General features: G+C 37.5%; 10 protein-coding genes. All 10 read right to left on the bottom strand.

Features of this window, described 5'->3' with window-relative positions; genetic code table 11:
- Positions 1 to 29: 29 nt before the first annotated feature.
- The 10 genes from JAZ75_RS06020 to JAZ75_RS06065 all read right to left on the bottom strand — a co-directional run bounded on the left by JAZ75_RS06020 (position 30) and on the right by JAZ75_RS06065 (position 15,854).
- Positions 30 to 821, bottom strand: a complete 792-nt coding sequence (locus JAZ75_RS06020; protein ID WP_208700630.1) for a GLPGLI family protein — start codon at positions 819 to 821, stop codon at positions 30 to 32.
- A 1-nt stretch (position 822) separates the two neighbouring features.
- Positions 823 to 3,609: an outer membrane beta-barrel protein gene (locus JAZ75_RS06025; protein WP_208700632.1), complete on the bottom strand. Its 2,787-nt coding sequence runs from the start codon at positions 3,607 to 3,609 to the stop codon at positions 823 to 825.
- A gap of 145 nt (positions 3,610 to 3,754) precedes the next feature.
- Positions 3,755 to 4,204, bottom strand: a complete 450-nt coding sequence (locus JAZ75_RS06030) for an RrF2 family transcriptional regulator (protein ID WP_021190852.1) — start codon at positions 4,202 to 4,204, stop codon at positions 3,755 to 3,757.
- Positions 4,205 to 4,368: 164 nt separating this feature from the next.
- On the bottom strand, positions 4,369 to 6,009 hold the full coding sequence (gene pafA, locus JAZ75_RS06035; protein WP_183916411.1) for an alkaline phosphatase PafA: 1,641 nt from the start codon (positions 6,007 to 6,009) through the stop codon (positions 4,369 to 4,371).
- Between the two features lie 33 nt (positions 6,010 to 6,042).
- A complete protein-coding gene (uvrA, locus tag JAZ75_RS06040; RefSeq protein WP_208700635.1) occupies positions 6,043 to 8,844 on the bottom strand; it encodes an excinuclease ABC subunit UvrA in 2,802 nt (933 codons plus the stop codon).
- Between the two features lie 143 nt (positions 8,845 to 8,987).
- Positions 8,988 to 10,592, bottom strand: a complete 1,605-nt coding sequence (locus JAZ75_RS06045) for a M20/M25/M40 family metallo-hydrolase (protein WP_208700637.1) — start codon at positions 10,590 to 10,592, stop codon at positions 8,988 to 8,990.
- Positions 10,593 to 10,855: 263 nt separating this feature from the next.
- A complete protein-coding gene (gene typA, locus JAZ75_RS06050; protein ID WP_132771684.1) occupies positions 10,856 to 12,655 on the bottom strand; it encodes a translational GTPase TypA in 1,800 nt (599 codons plus the stop codon).
- 78 nt (positions 12,656 to 12,733) lie between these two features.
- Complete coding sequence (kbl, locus tag JAZ75_RS06055; protein WP_183916417.1) at positions 12,734 to 13,924, bottom strand: glycine C-acetyltransferase; 1,191 nt, start codon at positions 13,922 to 13,924, stop codon at positions 12,734 to 12,736.
- A 115-nt stretch (positions 13,925 to 14,039) separates the two neighbouring features.
- Positions 14,040 to 15,287, bottom strand: coding sequence for an ABC transporter permease (locus tag JAZ75_RS06060; RefSeq protein WP_183916419.1), 1,248 nt, complete (start codon positions 15,285 to 15,287; stop codon positions 14,040 to 14,042).
- A gap of 138 nt (positions 15,288 to 15,425) precedes the next feature.
- Positions 15,426 to 15,854 carry a DUF2147 domain-containing protein gene (locus JAZ75_RS06065; protein WP_132843423.1) on the bottom strand — a complete coding sequence of 143 codons (429 nt, stop codon included), beginning with the start codon at positions 15,852 to 15,854 and terminating at the stop codon, positions 15,426 to 15,428.
- Positions 15,855 to 16,000: the final 146 nt, after the last annotated feature.

Here is a 16,000-nt window from a genome sequence, read left to right on the forward strand (position 1 = left end):
GAAAGGGAACTCATCGTTCCCTTTCTTGTTTAAAATAATATCGCTTTCAGCTTTTTATTGAATTCCTTTTCGTCCATCCAATCGTAGACAGAAGTTTTTAATTTTGCGATAACCGCGGCCTTTGGCTCGGCCACCACTTTCTTTTTCTTTGTCAGCACATTGGAAACTGGCGTATTGGTTAATTCAACCTTTGTTGCAAATATATTAATGTTCATGCTCGGTATGGATACGCCCAAAATCATCCCTGGTAAACCATGAATAAGTTCTGGACCTGTTGGAATGGGAATCTGCCCAGCAAAAAATGCCACCACATAAATAGAATCTTGAATAATCCCGTTTGCCCGACGACAATCGTAACCTGCGATATTACGATATTCATCCGTATACTTCCACTTCACATTGGGCAATGAATCTTTCATTAATAATTCTTCATCTCCAAAAGGAAGTAGTTTTAAGAAACTATTATCTTTAACATTGATATAGGTCTTAGAATCATTTATAAACGGACTGTACCAGGAGTAATTACGATAATTCGGCGGGTAATCCTCTTGAATAGTTTCAAAAACGGTTTCATCATCAAAGAATTTCAAACTATGATGCGTGATGATTTCTACTGGCCCGGATTTTATGGCAGCATCTACACTAATTTTATCCCAACCATCCAGATCGGGTTTATTCAAGAAATTTCGTTTCAAATAGTTATGTAAATGAAATTTCCGCTCAAAAGTTACGGTACCACTGCTCGGAAAAAAAGCGTATTGGGCAGACGCATGCATCATAAAACCCACAAATAAAAACATTACTACAATATACTTTTTCATCTTATTTTCCTCCTTTCATAGTTGTAAAATTATAAATCACTTTCAACATGCCATAACGGTGCAACACTTCATTACTGGACTGAATAAAAGAGGATCCATTCTGATAGCGGTTTATACCACTATTCTTATTCAAGATATCGTTAACATAAATCTGTGCTTCTAACGATTTATCTTTAAAGAATTTCTTTGAAATATATCCATTCATATTGACAATATTAATAGACTGTAAGGTTTGAGTCGAACTCTGATAGCTTTGATTAACGTTAAGCGCTACTTTAAAATCTTTCGGCAGGTAATAAGTTACATTGCCATAAGAATTCATTGTAAAAGTTGTTCTACTCAATTGAGGCTGTAAAGAGGAATTTAGTTTTTCAACACCCGGAGTAATATTTACGTAGAAATCCAACTTATTTGCCTTATAACGACTTAATCCGATACTAGGGGCTAAACTCCAAGTTTCATTCTGATTTAAACGCGGTTCCTCTATTACTAATGATAAGTAACTATATTGACTACTGTATTCCACATTAGCTCCTAAATTTAGGTTCAGTCCCCATTTTTTCTGTACAACAAATCGGTATCCAGATTGTCCATATATGCGCCAGTTTGTCTTGTCGATGTTGACATACTGAATATCTTGGCGGCCTTCCTCATAATACCTCACCCTGCTGGATATATTATTGATTCCCTGTGTTGCACTAACATATGCATAGACACTTTGATCTTTCAGCTGTTTATAGGAATTGAAACTTAAACTGTAATTATTACTAAAACCAGCTTTTAAATCAAAATTATCAAGATAGGTTACCAATTGTTGTGAGTTTTGCTTTAATGGTTCGATTTGCGTCAGTGACGGTTGCAATGTTCTTCCCGAGTACCTGAAATTTATACTTTTACTTTTCGTAATCTGATAATTAGTCGATAAACTTGGGCGAATTGACGTTTGATTACGCTGAAGAACAGTTTCCAAATTATTGTACTCTCGCTTCACATGTTCAAAATCCAGTTGATTACTTAGATTGACCGTCAACTTATTATCCTTATAATTGAGTGAAGTACTCAATCCATTTTTCATACTCGTAAAATCAAAATCATTCAGGATTGCCTGATCTAGTATCGTATACTCGCCTGTCAACGAATCTCTATCGAAAGATTGATTTAATGTTTCCGACTTATTATTTAGGAATGAATATCCCAGAGCAGCGGTCAACCTTTTAGAAATAGGTTCTGTAAAGGTCATCGAAGCTCCTAAATTCGTATTCCTATTCATATTTTTCTTATACTGATCTATGGTATCGGTAAGATTGTTTTTAAAGAAATGGGTACTTGAGAAATAATTTATATTGCCATCATTTTTATCCGAATTCGTATTGACCGCTAAAGTCAATGATCTTCTTACTTTCTTAAAACGTCTTGTGAGTAAAACGTCCAGATTGTATTGTTCCTGATCAGTTCTCGAATTGTTTTTAGAATATGTTTCTGTGATTCCCTGTCCTTCCAAAGTTTTTTGGTCAGCAAATGTTTCTGAAAAATTATCCCTTTGCGACTTATTGAACCCCATTTTCACAGTCATATCGGTTAAGGAATCCAATTTATAATCATACCTCAGGTTGGCTGCATTTGTCTTAGTCTCGTTGTCCGAGCTCGTTACCGAATTATCAATACGTGCTTGTTCTGGAATGTTATTTTGAGCAGAATAAGTACTCGTATTATTTACGTTTAGTTGATTCCTTCTATAGTTAACGTTAATTTTGTGCTTATCATTTGCAGTTTTATCTGAGTAGCTGGCCCCAAAATTTAAAGCTTTGGGTACTCCACCTCCATAAAACCTTCCGTCAAATCCACCGTCGGAGCCGTCACCACCAGAAGAGATCATAATACCGCCACCATCCATAACTTCCATGTTCCCCGATCCACCTACACCATATTTCTGCCCATCTTCAAATCCAAGCCCAACCATACCATCATTGGCAGCAATACCATAAACAGCTATTTTCTGGCTCCCTTTAAATTTATTGACCATCACTTTGCCCCCGTAGTAGTTATCGGTACCTCCACCAACGGTAGCTTGCCCAAACATTCCTTTCTTACTATCGGCCTTTAACTTGATATCAATAGTCTGTGTGCGTTCGCCGTCATCAACACCTGTGCGATCTGCCAGGTCTGATTTCTTTTCATACACCTGTACCTTACTGACCATATCCGACCGAATATTTTTGGTAATGAGCGTCGGATCATCACCAAAGAACTCTTCTCCGTCCAATAATACTTTCTTCACTTCTTTTCCATTAGCCGTAATCTTTCCGTTTGCATCCATGGTCATACCGGGCAAGACTTTTAAAAGATCTTCCACTTTAGCATCTTTTTCGACTTTAAAGCTTCCTGCATCATATTCAATGGTATCCCCTTTCATGACAACAGGGATTCTACCTGTCACTTGTGCCTCTTCCAAAAGCAATGCTGCTTTTGATAGTTTAATAGTTCCAAAAGCAATGGGCTCTTGACCTACAGTGACATCCTTGACAACATCCACATATTGAGGAAAGGAGACAATGAACCGATAAGTTCCTGTATCAATTTTAGGAAAGGAAAAGGATCCATTTTCATTTGTTCTCACGAACTTGACAAGAACGGAATCTTTCGCATTTAATAATACAACAGCCGCTTTACCGAGTTTCCCCCCATCCTTCGAATCTACAATCTCTCCCGATACTTTTGTTTGTGCATGTGTTGAATTGGTCAGCATAAATGAGCATAATAATAATATGCTCCAATAGAATTTGGCCATTAGGTACGGTTTATAATGATATTAAAAACTAAAGATATAGTTTTAATACGATAAAGTCGTATGCTTTTTGTTAAATTTTCGTTAAAAATAAAAAAGGCCGAATTAATCAAATAATTCGGCCCTTTTAGTAAAAAGTTTAATTTATCTAGCTATCTTCTGTAGTGTCTAGGTTTAATTGTTTTTCCTTGTTTATTAGACTCGCAACACTCGTATCGTTTAGTATTTGTAACATTGCATTACGAACCTCAACAAAAGTGTCGCGTATACCACAGGCATGCTCAGTGGTACATTCATCACATGAACGATAGAAATTGAGACTGACACATGGCAATAAGGCAATAGGTCCGTCGATCAATCGCATCACCTGAGATAAATAAACATCTTCTGGTGCTTTATTTAGACTGTAACCCCCTCCTGCACCTTTCTTGCTATACAAAATCCCTGCATTACGCATTTCCAACAATATCTGTTCTAAAAATTTCTTCGGAATATTTTCTTCCTCTGCAATTTTTACAATCTGCATGGGATCTTTACCGTAGTTCCTACCTAAAACCATTAAGGCTTTAATGGCATATTTTGTCTTTTTAGAAAGCATATTATTTATTCAATTTTATCTACAAACTTAGATAAAATTGTTTTATTTACAATCTTATTGCATTGCTTATAAAACAATTTTACCACCCTCTTCTCTTCACTCAGTAAATTTATATAGCAGAAATCTAACAAATTTTACCTTTAATATAGCATTTAAAAGCGATATTACTGTCCTAACACTTCTACTATAGGAGTACCGATACTGCCATTTGGCTCCATAACATGCAACAACGCGGCTAAAGTTGGAGCAATATCAGTAACGTTTACAGCTTTATTAGAAACGCCATGTTTGATACCCCATCCCATAAATACTAATGGTATATGTGAATCAAAGCTTGACCATGTACCGTGCGTTGTACCTGTAGAACGAGGAGATCCCTCATACCATTGTGGTTCAACAACAATCTGAATAACACCACTTCGCTTCATATGATATCCGTTAATTGCTTTTTCGCGGATCGCTAGAGGAGCTTGAAGAACATCACCTTTGGACATATCAAAAACAAATGCAACACCATCCTGTTTTTTCAAATACTTGATGATATCCGTTTTGATGGCTTCTTCATCTAGTTTTAAAGTTTCAATCTTCTCATTGTCTAAATGTACTTGATAGTTCATTAGACTCTTAACCAATTTTTCTTGACCAAACTTAGCTTTCAAATTATCATTCAATGCTGTTAAGATCTGTCTGCCGGGAAAATATCCCCCGTTCCCTTTCATGTCCATGAAATAACGTGAATTATAAGATGCGGCATGATCTGCTGTTAAAAAGAATGTGTAATTACCTTTACCAACTGATTTATCCAAATAGTTGAAGAGATCCGCAAGTTCATGATCCAGCTTTAAATAGATATCTTCAATTTCTACAGAAGAAAGGGAATAACGATGGCCCACATAGTCAGTAGCAGATAAGCTTACACAAAGAAAGTCCGTACTTTTCGTTGGGTTATTTCCAAGTTTTTCATTTTCTATAGCCGCTTTTGCTAAATCTAATGTTAAAGTGTTCCCCATAGGCGTCGTCTTAATCAACTCGTACCCTTCAGTAGCCATCAATTTGGAAGTTGCTCTTGGTAATGTTGGACTTGCCTCTCCAGCAAATTTTCCTTCATAAATATTATCATCAGCAATACTTGATGTATAGGTCGATAACGGATAAGATGGTTTCCAATCTTGTTTTAAATATTTTTCAGCAAGTTTTTTCTTATTAAAATCTGTTACCCAGTTTGGTAATTTATCCATGTAGAAATTGCTCGTAATCCAATTACCTGATTTAGATTCAAACCAGTAGGCTGCATCAGCAAAATGGCCTGCAGGTAGAATCCCGCCACGATCTTTAATGGCAATACCGATAACCTTTGATTGAAAATTGGTCGCCAATTTCAATTGATCTGTAATGGTTGAAGCGAGTAAATTGCGTGGAGACTGCTTTCCTTCAGCCTCTGTTGTACCTACCCCAACGACATTGTCATCCTGAGTACAGTACATTGGTTTACCAGTTTGCTCCATAATCCAATCATTACCCGAAATACCATGTATAGCGGGTACTGATCCTGTGTAAACAGAGCTATGTCCGATAGCAGTATACGTTGGAATGTAGTTGATCAGCGTATTTTCACATGAAAATCCCTCATTCAACAATCTTTTGAAACCACCTTCGCCATAACGTTCAGCAAATCGGTACAGGTAATCCCAGCGCATCTGGTCAACCATAAGACCCACGACTAATTTCGGACGTTCTGGCGACTGTGCAAAGGTTGTCAAACTACTCAACCCTACGCACATCATTATTAACATTTTTTTAATCATGTCTTTTATTTTGTTTAGGCTATAAATGTAAAATTAATTCGTTAAATGAGTCTGCAAATATTGCCCTGTATAAGAATCTTTACATTTGACCAAATCTTCAGGAAGTCCTGCAAAAACTAATTTCCCTCCTTTATCTCCCCCTTCAGGACCGATATCTATCACCCAATCTGCCGATTTGATCATGTCCATATTATGTTCGATAACCAAAATACTATTCCCTAAATTAATCAGTGCCTCAAACGATTTCAAGAGCTTCTTAATATCATGAAAATGGAGACCTGTTGTTGGTTCATCAAATATAAAAAGTGTTTTCTTACTATTATTTCCTTTAATTAAGAATGAAGCCAGTTTGATACGCTGTGCTTCTCCACCAGATAGTGTACTCGATGATTGTCCCAATTTCACATAACCTAGTCCAACATCTTGTAAAGGCTGAAGTTTAGATAAGATTTTAGGTTGATCAGCAAAGAAAACAATAGCCTCATCAACACTCAATTCCAAAACATCTGAAACCGACTTACTTTTATACTGGACATCAAGCACATGCTGTTTAAAACGTTTGCCTTCACAAGCTTCACAAGGAAGCACAATATCGGCCATAAATTGCATCTCAATCTTGACCTCTCCCTCGCCTTGGCATACGTCACAGCGACCACCTTCCACATTAAATGAAAAGGCGGCGGGTTTTAGTCCTGCGGCTTTAGCAGCCGGTAAATTTGAATATAAAGCTCTAACTTCATCCCAAGCTTTTACATAGGTAACCGGATTGGATCGTGAAGAACGACCGATCGGATTCTGATCAACCATTTCAATTTGTTCAACGCGATCAATATCTCCTTCAATTCCATCGTAAACTCCTGTCTGCTCACCGGAATAATTCCCGATCGCTTTTTGCAGAGCCGGATATAAAATCCGTTTTACAAGCGATGTTTTCCCAGAACCGGAAACACCGGTTACAACAGTAAAATTATTGAGTGGAAAAGTCACATCGATACCCTGCAGGTTATTTTCATGCGCTCCTTTAACGGTAATGGAATTGTTCCATGTACGGCGTTGAGCCGGAATGACGATCTGATCTTGTCCGCTTAAATAACGACCTGTTAAACTTTTTTTATCTTTAATGATATCATCGTAGTGACCTGCAAATACCAATTCACCACCATTTATTCCTGCTTCCGGGCCAATATCGATCAGATAATCGGCAGCCTCCATCATTTCCTGTTCATGCTCGACCACAATAACCGTATTGCCAATATCCCTTAGCGATTTTAAAACTCCTATAAGTCTTTGTGTATCGCGAGGATGTAAACCAATACTCGGTTCGTCCAAGACATAAATTGACCCAACCAACGAACTTCCTAAAGAAGTCGCTAAATTGATACGTTGCGATTCACCTCCAGAAAGAGAGTTGGATAAGCGATTTAAAGTTAAATAGCTCAATCCTACATCACATAAAAACTGTAACCGGCTTTCAATTTCAGATAATAACCGCTTCGCAATTAAAAGATCATTCCCTTTAAGTTCTAATCCTTTGAAAAACTCCAATGCTTTATCCAAAGGCATCAGTACGATATCTGTAATGGATCTATCACCAACTTTTACGTAGGTTGCATCCTGACGAAGACGGGAACCGTGACATTCTGGACAATCTGTCTTACCACGATAGCGGGATAACATGACCCGATATTGGATTTTGTAGGTCTGTTCTTCAAGCTCTTGAAAAAATTGATTTAAACCTGAAAAATACTTATTACCCGTCCACAGCAATTTCTTTTGTGCCGCTGTTAGATCAGAATAGGAACGATGGATAGGAAAGTCAAACTTTAACGAAACTTTGATCAGTGCCTGTAACCATTCGCCCATTTTCTCACCTCGCCAAGGTGCGATAGCACCATCGTATACCGATCGGCTTTTATCAGGAATAACAAGATCTGGATCAATACCAATCACTTTCCCATATCCTTCACAACGACGGCATGCTCCATATGGATTATTAAAACTGAAGAAATTAGCTGTTGGTTCTTCAAACAAGATCCCATCAAGCTCAAAACGATCTGAGAAATGATGGAATTCCTCTCCTACGGCTATGGAGCAATTACCTTTTCCTTCAAATAAAGCTGTTTGAATAGAATCCGAAAGACGATTTAAGGTATCGTCATCCGAGTCGATACGAAGACGGTCCGTTACGATTTCTATTTCACCTTCTTTAATTACTTTATTATCGACTTTCTTGTCATCGATGATCGTTTCTATTTTCTGTAGCTCACCTTTATACTTGATACGGACAAAACCTTTCTGTAATAAAAGTGAAAGTTCCTCTTTTAACTTACGGTCGTTCGTAGGAATTAGTGGAGCATAAATGGTAATAGATGTTCCCTCCTCTAAAGCCGTTGCAAAATCTACAATACTGGAGACCGTATCTTTTGTAACAAGTTGTCCAGATACGGGAGAATAGGTTTTGCCTATACGTGCATATAATAGTTTCAGATAATCATAAATCTCAGTCGATGTACCGACAGTAGAGCGAGGGTTGCTCGTAATAACGCGTTGTTCGATCGCTATCGCCGGTGCTATACCTTTAATATAATCAACTTCAGGTTTATTCATCCTTCCCATAAACTGACGGGCATAGGACGAGAGACTTTCGACATAACGACGTTGCCCCTCGGCATAGAGTGTGTCAAATGCTAAGGAAGATTTGCCCGAGCCTGACATACCTGTAATAACAACCAGTTTGTTCTTAGGGATATCGACATCAATATTCTTTAAATTATTGACTCTTGCCCCTTTTATTTGAATATAATTTTTCGGACTATTATCCTGTGTCTTCGCCATTTATAAATTCCAATCTAATTTGTTTCAATCTGACATACAGATAAAAACAAAAATAAGGATTTAAAAATCCTTATTAATAACATGAACTAAGAAAAGCCCAATATTTTACAAATTCTTAATAAAGAATCTATTTCAAATGTTACCTAATATCCAACTCCTGTTCTCCTTGGCTGTCTAATAGGAGGCCAAATACCCGGTTTACCGTCAGTTCCCGCTGGGAGTACCCGTTGCTCCCGATTAACCAACTTAGCTTCCTCAGAGGCTTTATATGCCATTACAGCAGTAAGAATTACATTATACTTGAGATCATCAAACACTAACTTATCATAAGTATCCAAATTGGTATGCCATGTATTTGAAAAGTAACCCCAAGACAATGAACTTAACATAAAAGCAGGTACTCCAGCAGCAACGAAAGATGAGTGGTCTGATCCCCCACCTCCTGGTGATCCCGGAAATTCTGTTTTGATATCTTTTGTAACATGGGCAGGCACAGCAGACATCCAGCGGGATACAAAGTCATAAGCATGTACAAAGCCTGAGCCATTAATTCGCTCGACACGGCCTGTACCGTTATCTAAGTTGAAAACAGCTTGTGTATTTTCTATAATCTCTGGATTGTCCAAGACAAATGAACGCGAGCCGTTTAGCCCCTGTTCTTCACTTCCCCACAAACCGATTAGTATAGTTCGCTTAGGATTTGGCAATATCTTTTTCAAAATACGTGCGACTTCCATCATAGCGATAGTTCCGGTTCCATTGTCTGTTGCTCCTGAACCTCCCTCCCAGGAATCAAGGTGAGCTGAAAGAATAACGTATTCGTTCGGAAATTGACTTCCTTTAATTTCAGCAATAGTATTAAAGGATGGTACGTTTCCTAGATCCTTTGAAGCAGTCTCGACACTGATCTTTGTACTGATTCCCTTTTCGGTTAAACGGTATAACATACCATAATCTTCTAAGGAGATATCGAGCGATGGCGCCTTATATGACCGTGCTCCAAATATTTTATTCGCTCCAAATTCTTTTGACCAATTGCTGGTCAATATCCCTACGGCACCTGCATCTTCCAACATGGCTGGAATAGAATTTGCAGATACTCCAGAAGCTTTGATACGGTTGTTCCATAAAACTGCAAGAGAGTCCCGAGAAACTTTCATCCGTTCAATGGATTCCTTGGTCCCATACTCTTCCCAATTATGATCCGGACGACCGGTTGGCTGTGGCATTGAAATCATCACAAATTTACCTTTAACAGATGGAAGCCATTTATGAAATGACAAGGAATCCTTTACATCTGGTAGGCTAATAACTTCCGCTTGTATACTTTTCCCTTTTGTACTCGGACTCCATGCAAGCTGTGTTCCGGCCAATGATTTGACACGGGGTGCAATCATATCGATATGTGAAATACCGCGTTCCCATCCTCGCCATTCACCAAATTTTTGATTTTGAGCTGTAATGCCCCAACTTTCAAATTTAGCAATTGCCCATTCATTTGCACGGGTCATGCCGGGAGTTCCCACTAAGCGGGGACCAACTACATCTAACAGTTCAAACGCGAGTGATTCCAGCTGAGAATTATGATTGGCTTCTGCTACGATTTTTTGCACAATAGGCTCTAATACCTGCGATCCCTGCTGTGATCGATTTTGTGCAAATCCATGATCTAGCGTAAAAAAGCTAAAAAACAAGGTATAACCTAAGACTCTTTTTGAGAAAATATACGTGAGATAAGTTCTTTTCATAAAATATAATATGTAAGGATTTTTAATAAGGCCACTTAAAAATCGAAATTTATATTGACATTCACGACTTTGCATTGATTTTATTACAAAAAAGACAGATTACTACCGATCTAAATAACCCGGAAAATCGAGAAATAATTCACGAAAGAATTCTTCAAAACAGATAAAGGAGAATTTATAATCACTGTATGAAAAAGGGATATTACAAAAAAAGCCTCCGATAAATCGGAGGCTTCTATATTATTTTAAATCTAATGAGATCATTAAACTTTTTTGTTCACTTTACGTTCACCTTCTGTTAAGTAGATCTTACGTAAACGGATAGACTGAGGAGTAACCTCAATATATTCGTCACCTTGGATATACTCCATTGATTCTTCTAAAGAGAATTTGATCGCTGGTGCAATACGCGTATTATCATCAGTACCAGAAGCACGCATATTCGTTAATTGTTTCGCTTTAACGATATTGATTGTTAAATCGTTATCACGGATATGCTCTCCTAAAATTTGTCCTTCATAGATATCTACTCCTGGATCAACGAAGAATTTACCACGATCTTGTAATTTATCGATAGAATAAGCTGTTGTAGTACCTTTATCTAAAGAGATCAATACACCATGTTGACGTCCAGGGATTGTACCTTTCCAAGGCTCGTAACCTTTCAAACGGTGGGCCATAACAGCTTCACCAGCAGTAGCAGTCAATACGTTGTTACGCAAACCGATGATACCACGAGAAGGGATTTCGAACTCTAAGTGTTGCATTTCACCTTTAGTCTCCATAATCAATAACTCACCTTTACGTTGTGTTACCAATTCGATTACTTTACCAGAAACTTCAGCAGGAACATCTACGACCAATACTTCGACTGGCTCACATTTCTTACCGTCAATTTCTTTCAAGATAACTTGTGGCTGACCTACTTGCAATTCGTAACCTTCGCGACGCATTGTTTCGATCAATACAGATAAATGGAGAATACCACGACCATATACTAACCATGCATCAGGAGATTCAGTAGGAACTACACGTAATGCTAAGTTTTTCTCTAATTCTTTTTGTAAACGATCATGGATGTGACGAGAAGTAACTAATTTACCTTCTTTACCAAAGAAAGGAGAGTTATTAATCGTGAACAACATGTTCATTGTAGGCTCATCAATATGAATAACCTCTAATTGCTCTGGGTTTTCGAAATCAGCAATAGTATCACCGATATCAAAACCTTCGATACCAACTACAGCACAGATATCACCACAAGCAACTTCTGTAACACGACGACGACCTAAACCTTCAAACGTATGTAATTCTTTTACACGAGATTTAACGATTTTACCATCGCGTTTCATCAATGAAATAGGTTGGTTTTCTTTGATTGTTCCACGTGCAACACGACCAATAGCAATACGACCTACGAAAGTAGAGTAATCTAAAGATGTGATTTGCATTTGCAAAGTACCTTCATTAAAAGGAGATGGCGGGAAGTGAGAGATGATAGCATCTAATAATTCAGATACATCTTCTTTAGGCTCTTTCCAATCTGTTGACATCCAACCATTTTTAGAAGAACCGTATAATACTGGAAACGCCAATTGCTCTTCAGTAGCATCTAAGCTAAAGAATAAATCAAATACATTTTCATATACTTCTTCAGGACGACAGTTTTCTTTGTCTACTTTATTAACAACTACCAAAGGTTTCAATCCTAAAGCTAAAGCTTTTTGTGTAACGAAACGAGTTTGAGGCATAGGACCTTCAAAAGCATCTACTAATAACACAACACCATCAGCCATCTTCAAGACACGCTCAACCTCACCACCGAAATCGGCGTGACCAGGAGTGTCAATAACGTTGATTTTAACACCTTTGTATTGAACAGAAACGTTTTTAGCAACGATTGTAATACCGCGTTCACGCTCTAGATCGTTATTATCTAGAATTAAATCACCTGTACCATCATTATCTCTAAAAAGATTTGTGAAGTGTAAGATTTTGTCTACCAACGTAGTTTTACCGTGATCGACGTGAGCGATAATCGCTATATTTCTAATATTTTGCATCCAGCAAGTAAATTTGTTTTAAATTCAGGGTGCAAAGATAAGTATTTTGCACCATAAATTCATATAACTATGTGTATTTTATTTGATTACAGCTAAATCTTTTCCAACTTTTATGAATGCTGCTATTGCTTTATCCAAATGACTGATCTCATGACCTGCTGAAATTTGAACACGAATACGTGCTTTTCCTTGTGGAACTACAGGGTAATAGAAACCAATTACATAGATTCCTTCTGCCAACATTCTGGTTGCAAATTCTTGTGCTAATTTTGCATCATACAGCATAACAGGTACAATAGGGTGAAATCCCGGCTTAATATCAAAACCTGCTGCTGTCATTTTTTCACGGAAATAAGCTGTATTTGCTTCTAATTTATCGCGTAAGTCTGTCGTTTCACTTAGCATGTCTAAGACTGCTACAGAAGCTCCTGCGATAGCTGGTGCTAAAGTATTGGAGAACAAGTATGGACGAGAACGCTGACGTAACATATCAATAATTTCTTTACGACCAGAAGTAAAACCGCCAGATGCACCACCTAATGCTTTCCCTAATGTTCCAGTAATGATATCAACGCGATCAATTACATTATATAATTCATGTGTTCCACGGCCAGTTTTACCAATAAAACCTGTACAGTGTGACTCATCGATCATCACTAATGCTTCATATTTATCTGCTAAATCACAGATCTGATCTAATGGCGCTACCGAACCATCCATAGAGAATGCTCCATCTGTAACGATAATACGGTGACGCGCGCCAGAAGCCGCTTGTAACTGAGCCTCTAAATCTGCCATATCCGCATTTTTATAACGGAAACGTTGTGCTTTACATAAACGGACACCATCGATAATAGATGCATGATTTAATTCATCTGAAATGATCGCATCTTCTGCGCCTAATAAAGGTTCGAATACGCCACCATTGGCATCAAATGCAGCCGCATATAAAATAGTATCTTCTGTTCCTAAAAATTTAGAAATTTTTGCTTCCAACTCTTTGTGAATATCCTGTGTTCCACAAATAAAACGTACTGATGACATTCCATATCCATGTGAATCAATTGCTTTTTTTGCTGCTTCAGTTACTTTAGGATGTGATGATAATCCTAAATAGTTATTTGCACAAAAATTGATGACTTCTTCACCAGTGCTTACTTTAATATCAGCACCTTGAGGCGTAGTAATTACGCGTTCTTCTTTATACAAACCAGCTTCTTTGATAGCTGCTAATTCTTTCTGCAATGCAGGTTGAAGAGTTTTATACATAATAATTCAAAATTTTCTACAATAATAAGATTTTATAAGAGCATTTACTCCACTTATAAATGAAGTTTATGTTATTAATGCCTCAAAAGTATGTGAAACCGTTTGCACAATTTTACTATTCATAACGTAATGCTTCTACAGGATCTAATTTTGAAGCTTTTGATGCAGGATAATAGCCTGAGAGCATACCCACCAGAACACATACAGTAAAACCTAATATAATCCAATTCCAAGGAACAATAAATGATGCACCCAATTGTAATGCTAGCAGGTTGCCGATAACGATACCCAATATAATTCCTGCTGCCCCACCAATTAAACAGATAACAACTGCTTCTATTAAGAACTGTTTACGTATCACCGAAGGGGTTGCCCCAATTGCCTTACGGATTCCAATCTCACGTGTCCGCTCTGTTACAGAAACCAGCATAATATTCATTAAACCGATGGAAGCTCCTATTAATGTTATTAATGCAATCACGATTGCTCCCATTGTAATGATAACCATATTTTGAAGTAAGATCTGTGCAACCGCATCAGATTTCGTGATTTCAAAATCCGATGTTTGTTTAGCCGTCAACCCACGTATATTACGGAACACAATAGTAGCCTCTCCCACTCCGGCCTCTAAGCGAACCGGATCATTAACCGATATCGTAATGGTATAAGAAGGCTCAACACCCCCCATTACCGTTCTTGCTTTTACCAACGGTATCAAACAGGCTTTATCAGCGCCCATACCAGCGCTTGATCCCTTATTTTTTAATACTCCGATTACTTGATAACGCACCCCACCGATTGTCATAAATTCACCTATGGGATTGATGGTGCCTTTAAATAATTTTTGATATATTTCATCACCGATAATGACGACAGGACTTCCTTTATAAACTTCCTGATTCGTAAAATTACGCCCAATAGACAAGTTATATCCGGATGTTTTTAAATAGGATTCATCAGATCCGATGACACCGATATTAGGATTTGTTTTTTCTGATTTATATTTTGCTGTTGCTGCCCATGAAACATTAACATTGATCGAGGTGACCGCGTCAAACTTATATTGTTCTTTAAAGCTGACCGCTTCACGGTATGTAATGGAGGAATATACCTTCGACTGCTCACCGCTATTTCCAATACGGACATTCAGACCGCGATTCCGAATATTAAATGAATTGGACCCCATTGAAGAAAAGGAATCTGTTAAAGACGATTTAATCGCATCTATAGATGTTAAAACACCTATAAGTGCCGTAATGCCTATTGCGATAATCAGTGCTGTCAGAAATGTGCGCAACTTATTGCCTACAATGGATTGGAGAGCAAGTTTTATATTCTCTGAATAGGACATTTTAACAGCCATAGCAATTCTATCGTTAATATTTAGATTGCTGAAATTACTGCTATTAAATTAATTATACAATGTTTTTAATAATTAAAGACCCTAAAATAAAAAGCGCACTTAAAAAATAAGTAGCGCTTTTTATTTTTAACCACAGCTTTAGTTCACCCTTTTCCATGATTCGGTACGTCCGAATAAACTGACGCCCACATAGCCCCTGATATCTAACTTATCTGTTCCCTGTAGGGTCATTTTACAGCTATAGGTTTTTCCTGTTTTTGGATCATATATTTTACCGTCTTGATAGACATTACCATCTTTTGAAAAGTTGGTCAAAATCTCTAAGCCCTGAACCTGTCTGCTTTGCAAACTTTTATCAGGATTTTTAATGTCCTTTTTAATATTTCCCTGTGCATCATTTGGCTCTTTCAACCAGTATAGTTTACCAAAATACTTTTCACCCTTTTTGTAGATTTCTATTCTACCCTCTCCACTGGGATTCTGCCATTTTCCAATAATAGGGTCAGATTGTGCAAAAATTAATACTGACGTAAATACCAGCATCAGTGTCATGATCATCTTTTTCATATTGTCTCTGTTATAATTGTTTATGTGAATTTACAAAATTTATATTATGCAAGCATAACATATATGCAATTAATTATATTAAACACAATAAAGTACCAAAAGTTTAATTTGGGAGAGACGAATAGCAAACGATTGTTTGGGAGTAC

The sequence above is a fragment of the Sphingobacterium sp. UDSM-2020 genome, from assembly GCF_016132525.1.
GTDB classification, from domain to species: Bacteria; Bacteroidota; Bacteroidia; order Sphingobacteriales; family Sphingobacteriaceae; genus Sphingobacterium; species Sphingobacterium anhuiense.

Excerpts from the sequence above, each read along its gene's own strand:
- JAZ75_RS06020 (WP_208700630.1), bottom strand. The coding sequence starts at position 821 with ATGAAAAAGTATATTGTAGTAATGTTTTTATTTGTGGGTTTTATGATG.
- JAZ75_RS06025 (WP_208700632.1), bottom strand. The coding sequence starts at position 3,609 with ATGGCCAAATTCTATTGGAGCATATTATTATTATGCTCATTTATGCTG.
- JAZ75_RS06030 (WP_021190852.1), bottom strand. The coding sequence starts at position 4,204 with ATGCTTTCTAAAAAGACAAAATATGCCATTAAAGCCTTAATGGTTTTA.
- pafA (WP_183916411.1), bottom strand. The coding sequence starts at position 6,009 with ATGATTAAAAAAATGTTAATAATGATGTGCGTAGGGTTGAGTAGTTTG.
- uvrA (WP_208700635.1), bottom strand. The coding sequence starts at position 8,844 with ATGGCGAAGACACAGGATAATAGTCCGAAAAATTATATTCAAATAAAA.
- JAZ75_RS06045 (WP_208700637.1), bottom strand. The coding sequence starts at position 10,592 with ATGAAAAGAACTTATCTCACGTATATTTTCTCAAAAAGAGTCTTAGGT.
- typA (WP_132771684.1), bottom strand. The coding sequence starts at position 12,655 with ATGCAAAATATTAGAAATATAGCGATTATCGCTCACGTCGATCACGGT.
- kbl (WP_183916417.1), bottom strand. The coding sequence starts at position 13,924 with ATGTATAAAACTCTTCAACCTGCATTGCAGAAAGAATTAGCAGCTATC.
- JAZ75_RS06060 (WP_183916419.1), bottom strand. The coding sequence starts at position 15,287 with ATGGCTGTTAAAATGTCCTATTCAGAGAATATAAAACTTGCTCTCCAA.
- JAZ75_RS06065 (WP_132843423.1), bottom strand. The coding sequence starts at position 15,854 with ATGAAAAAGATGATCATGACACTGATGCTGGTATTTACGTCAGTATTA.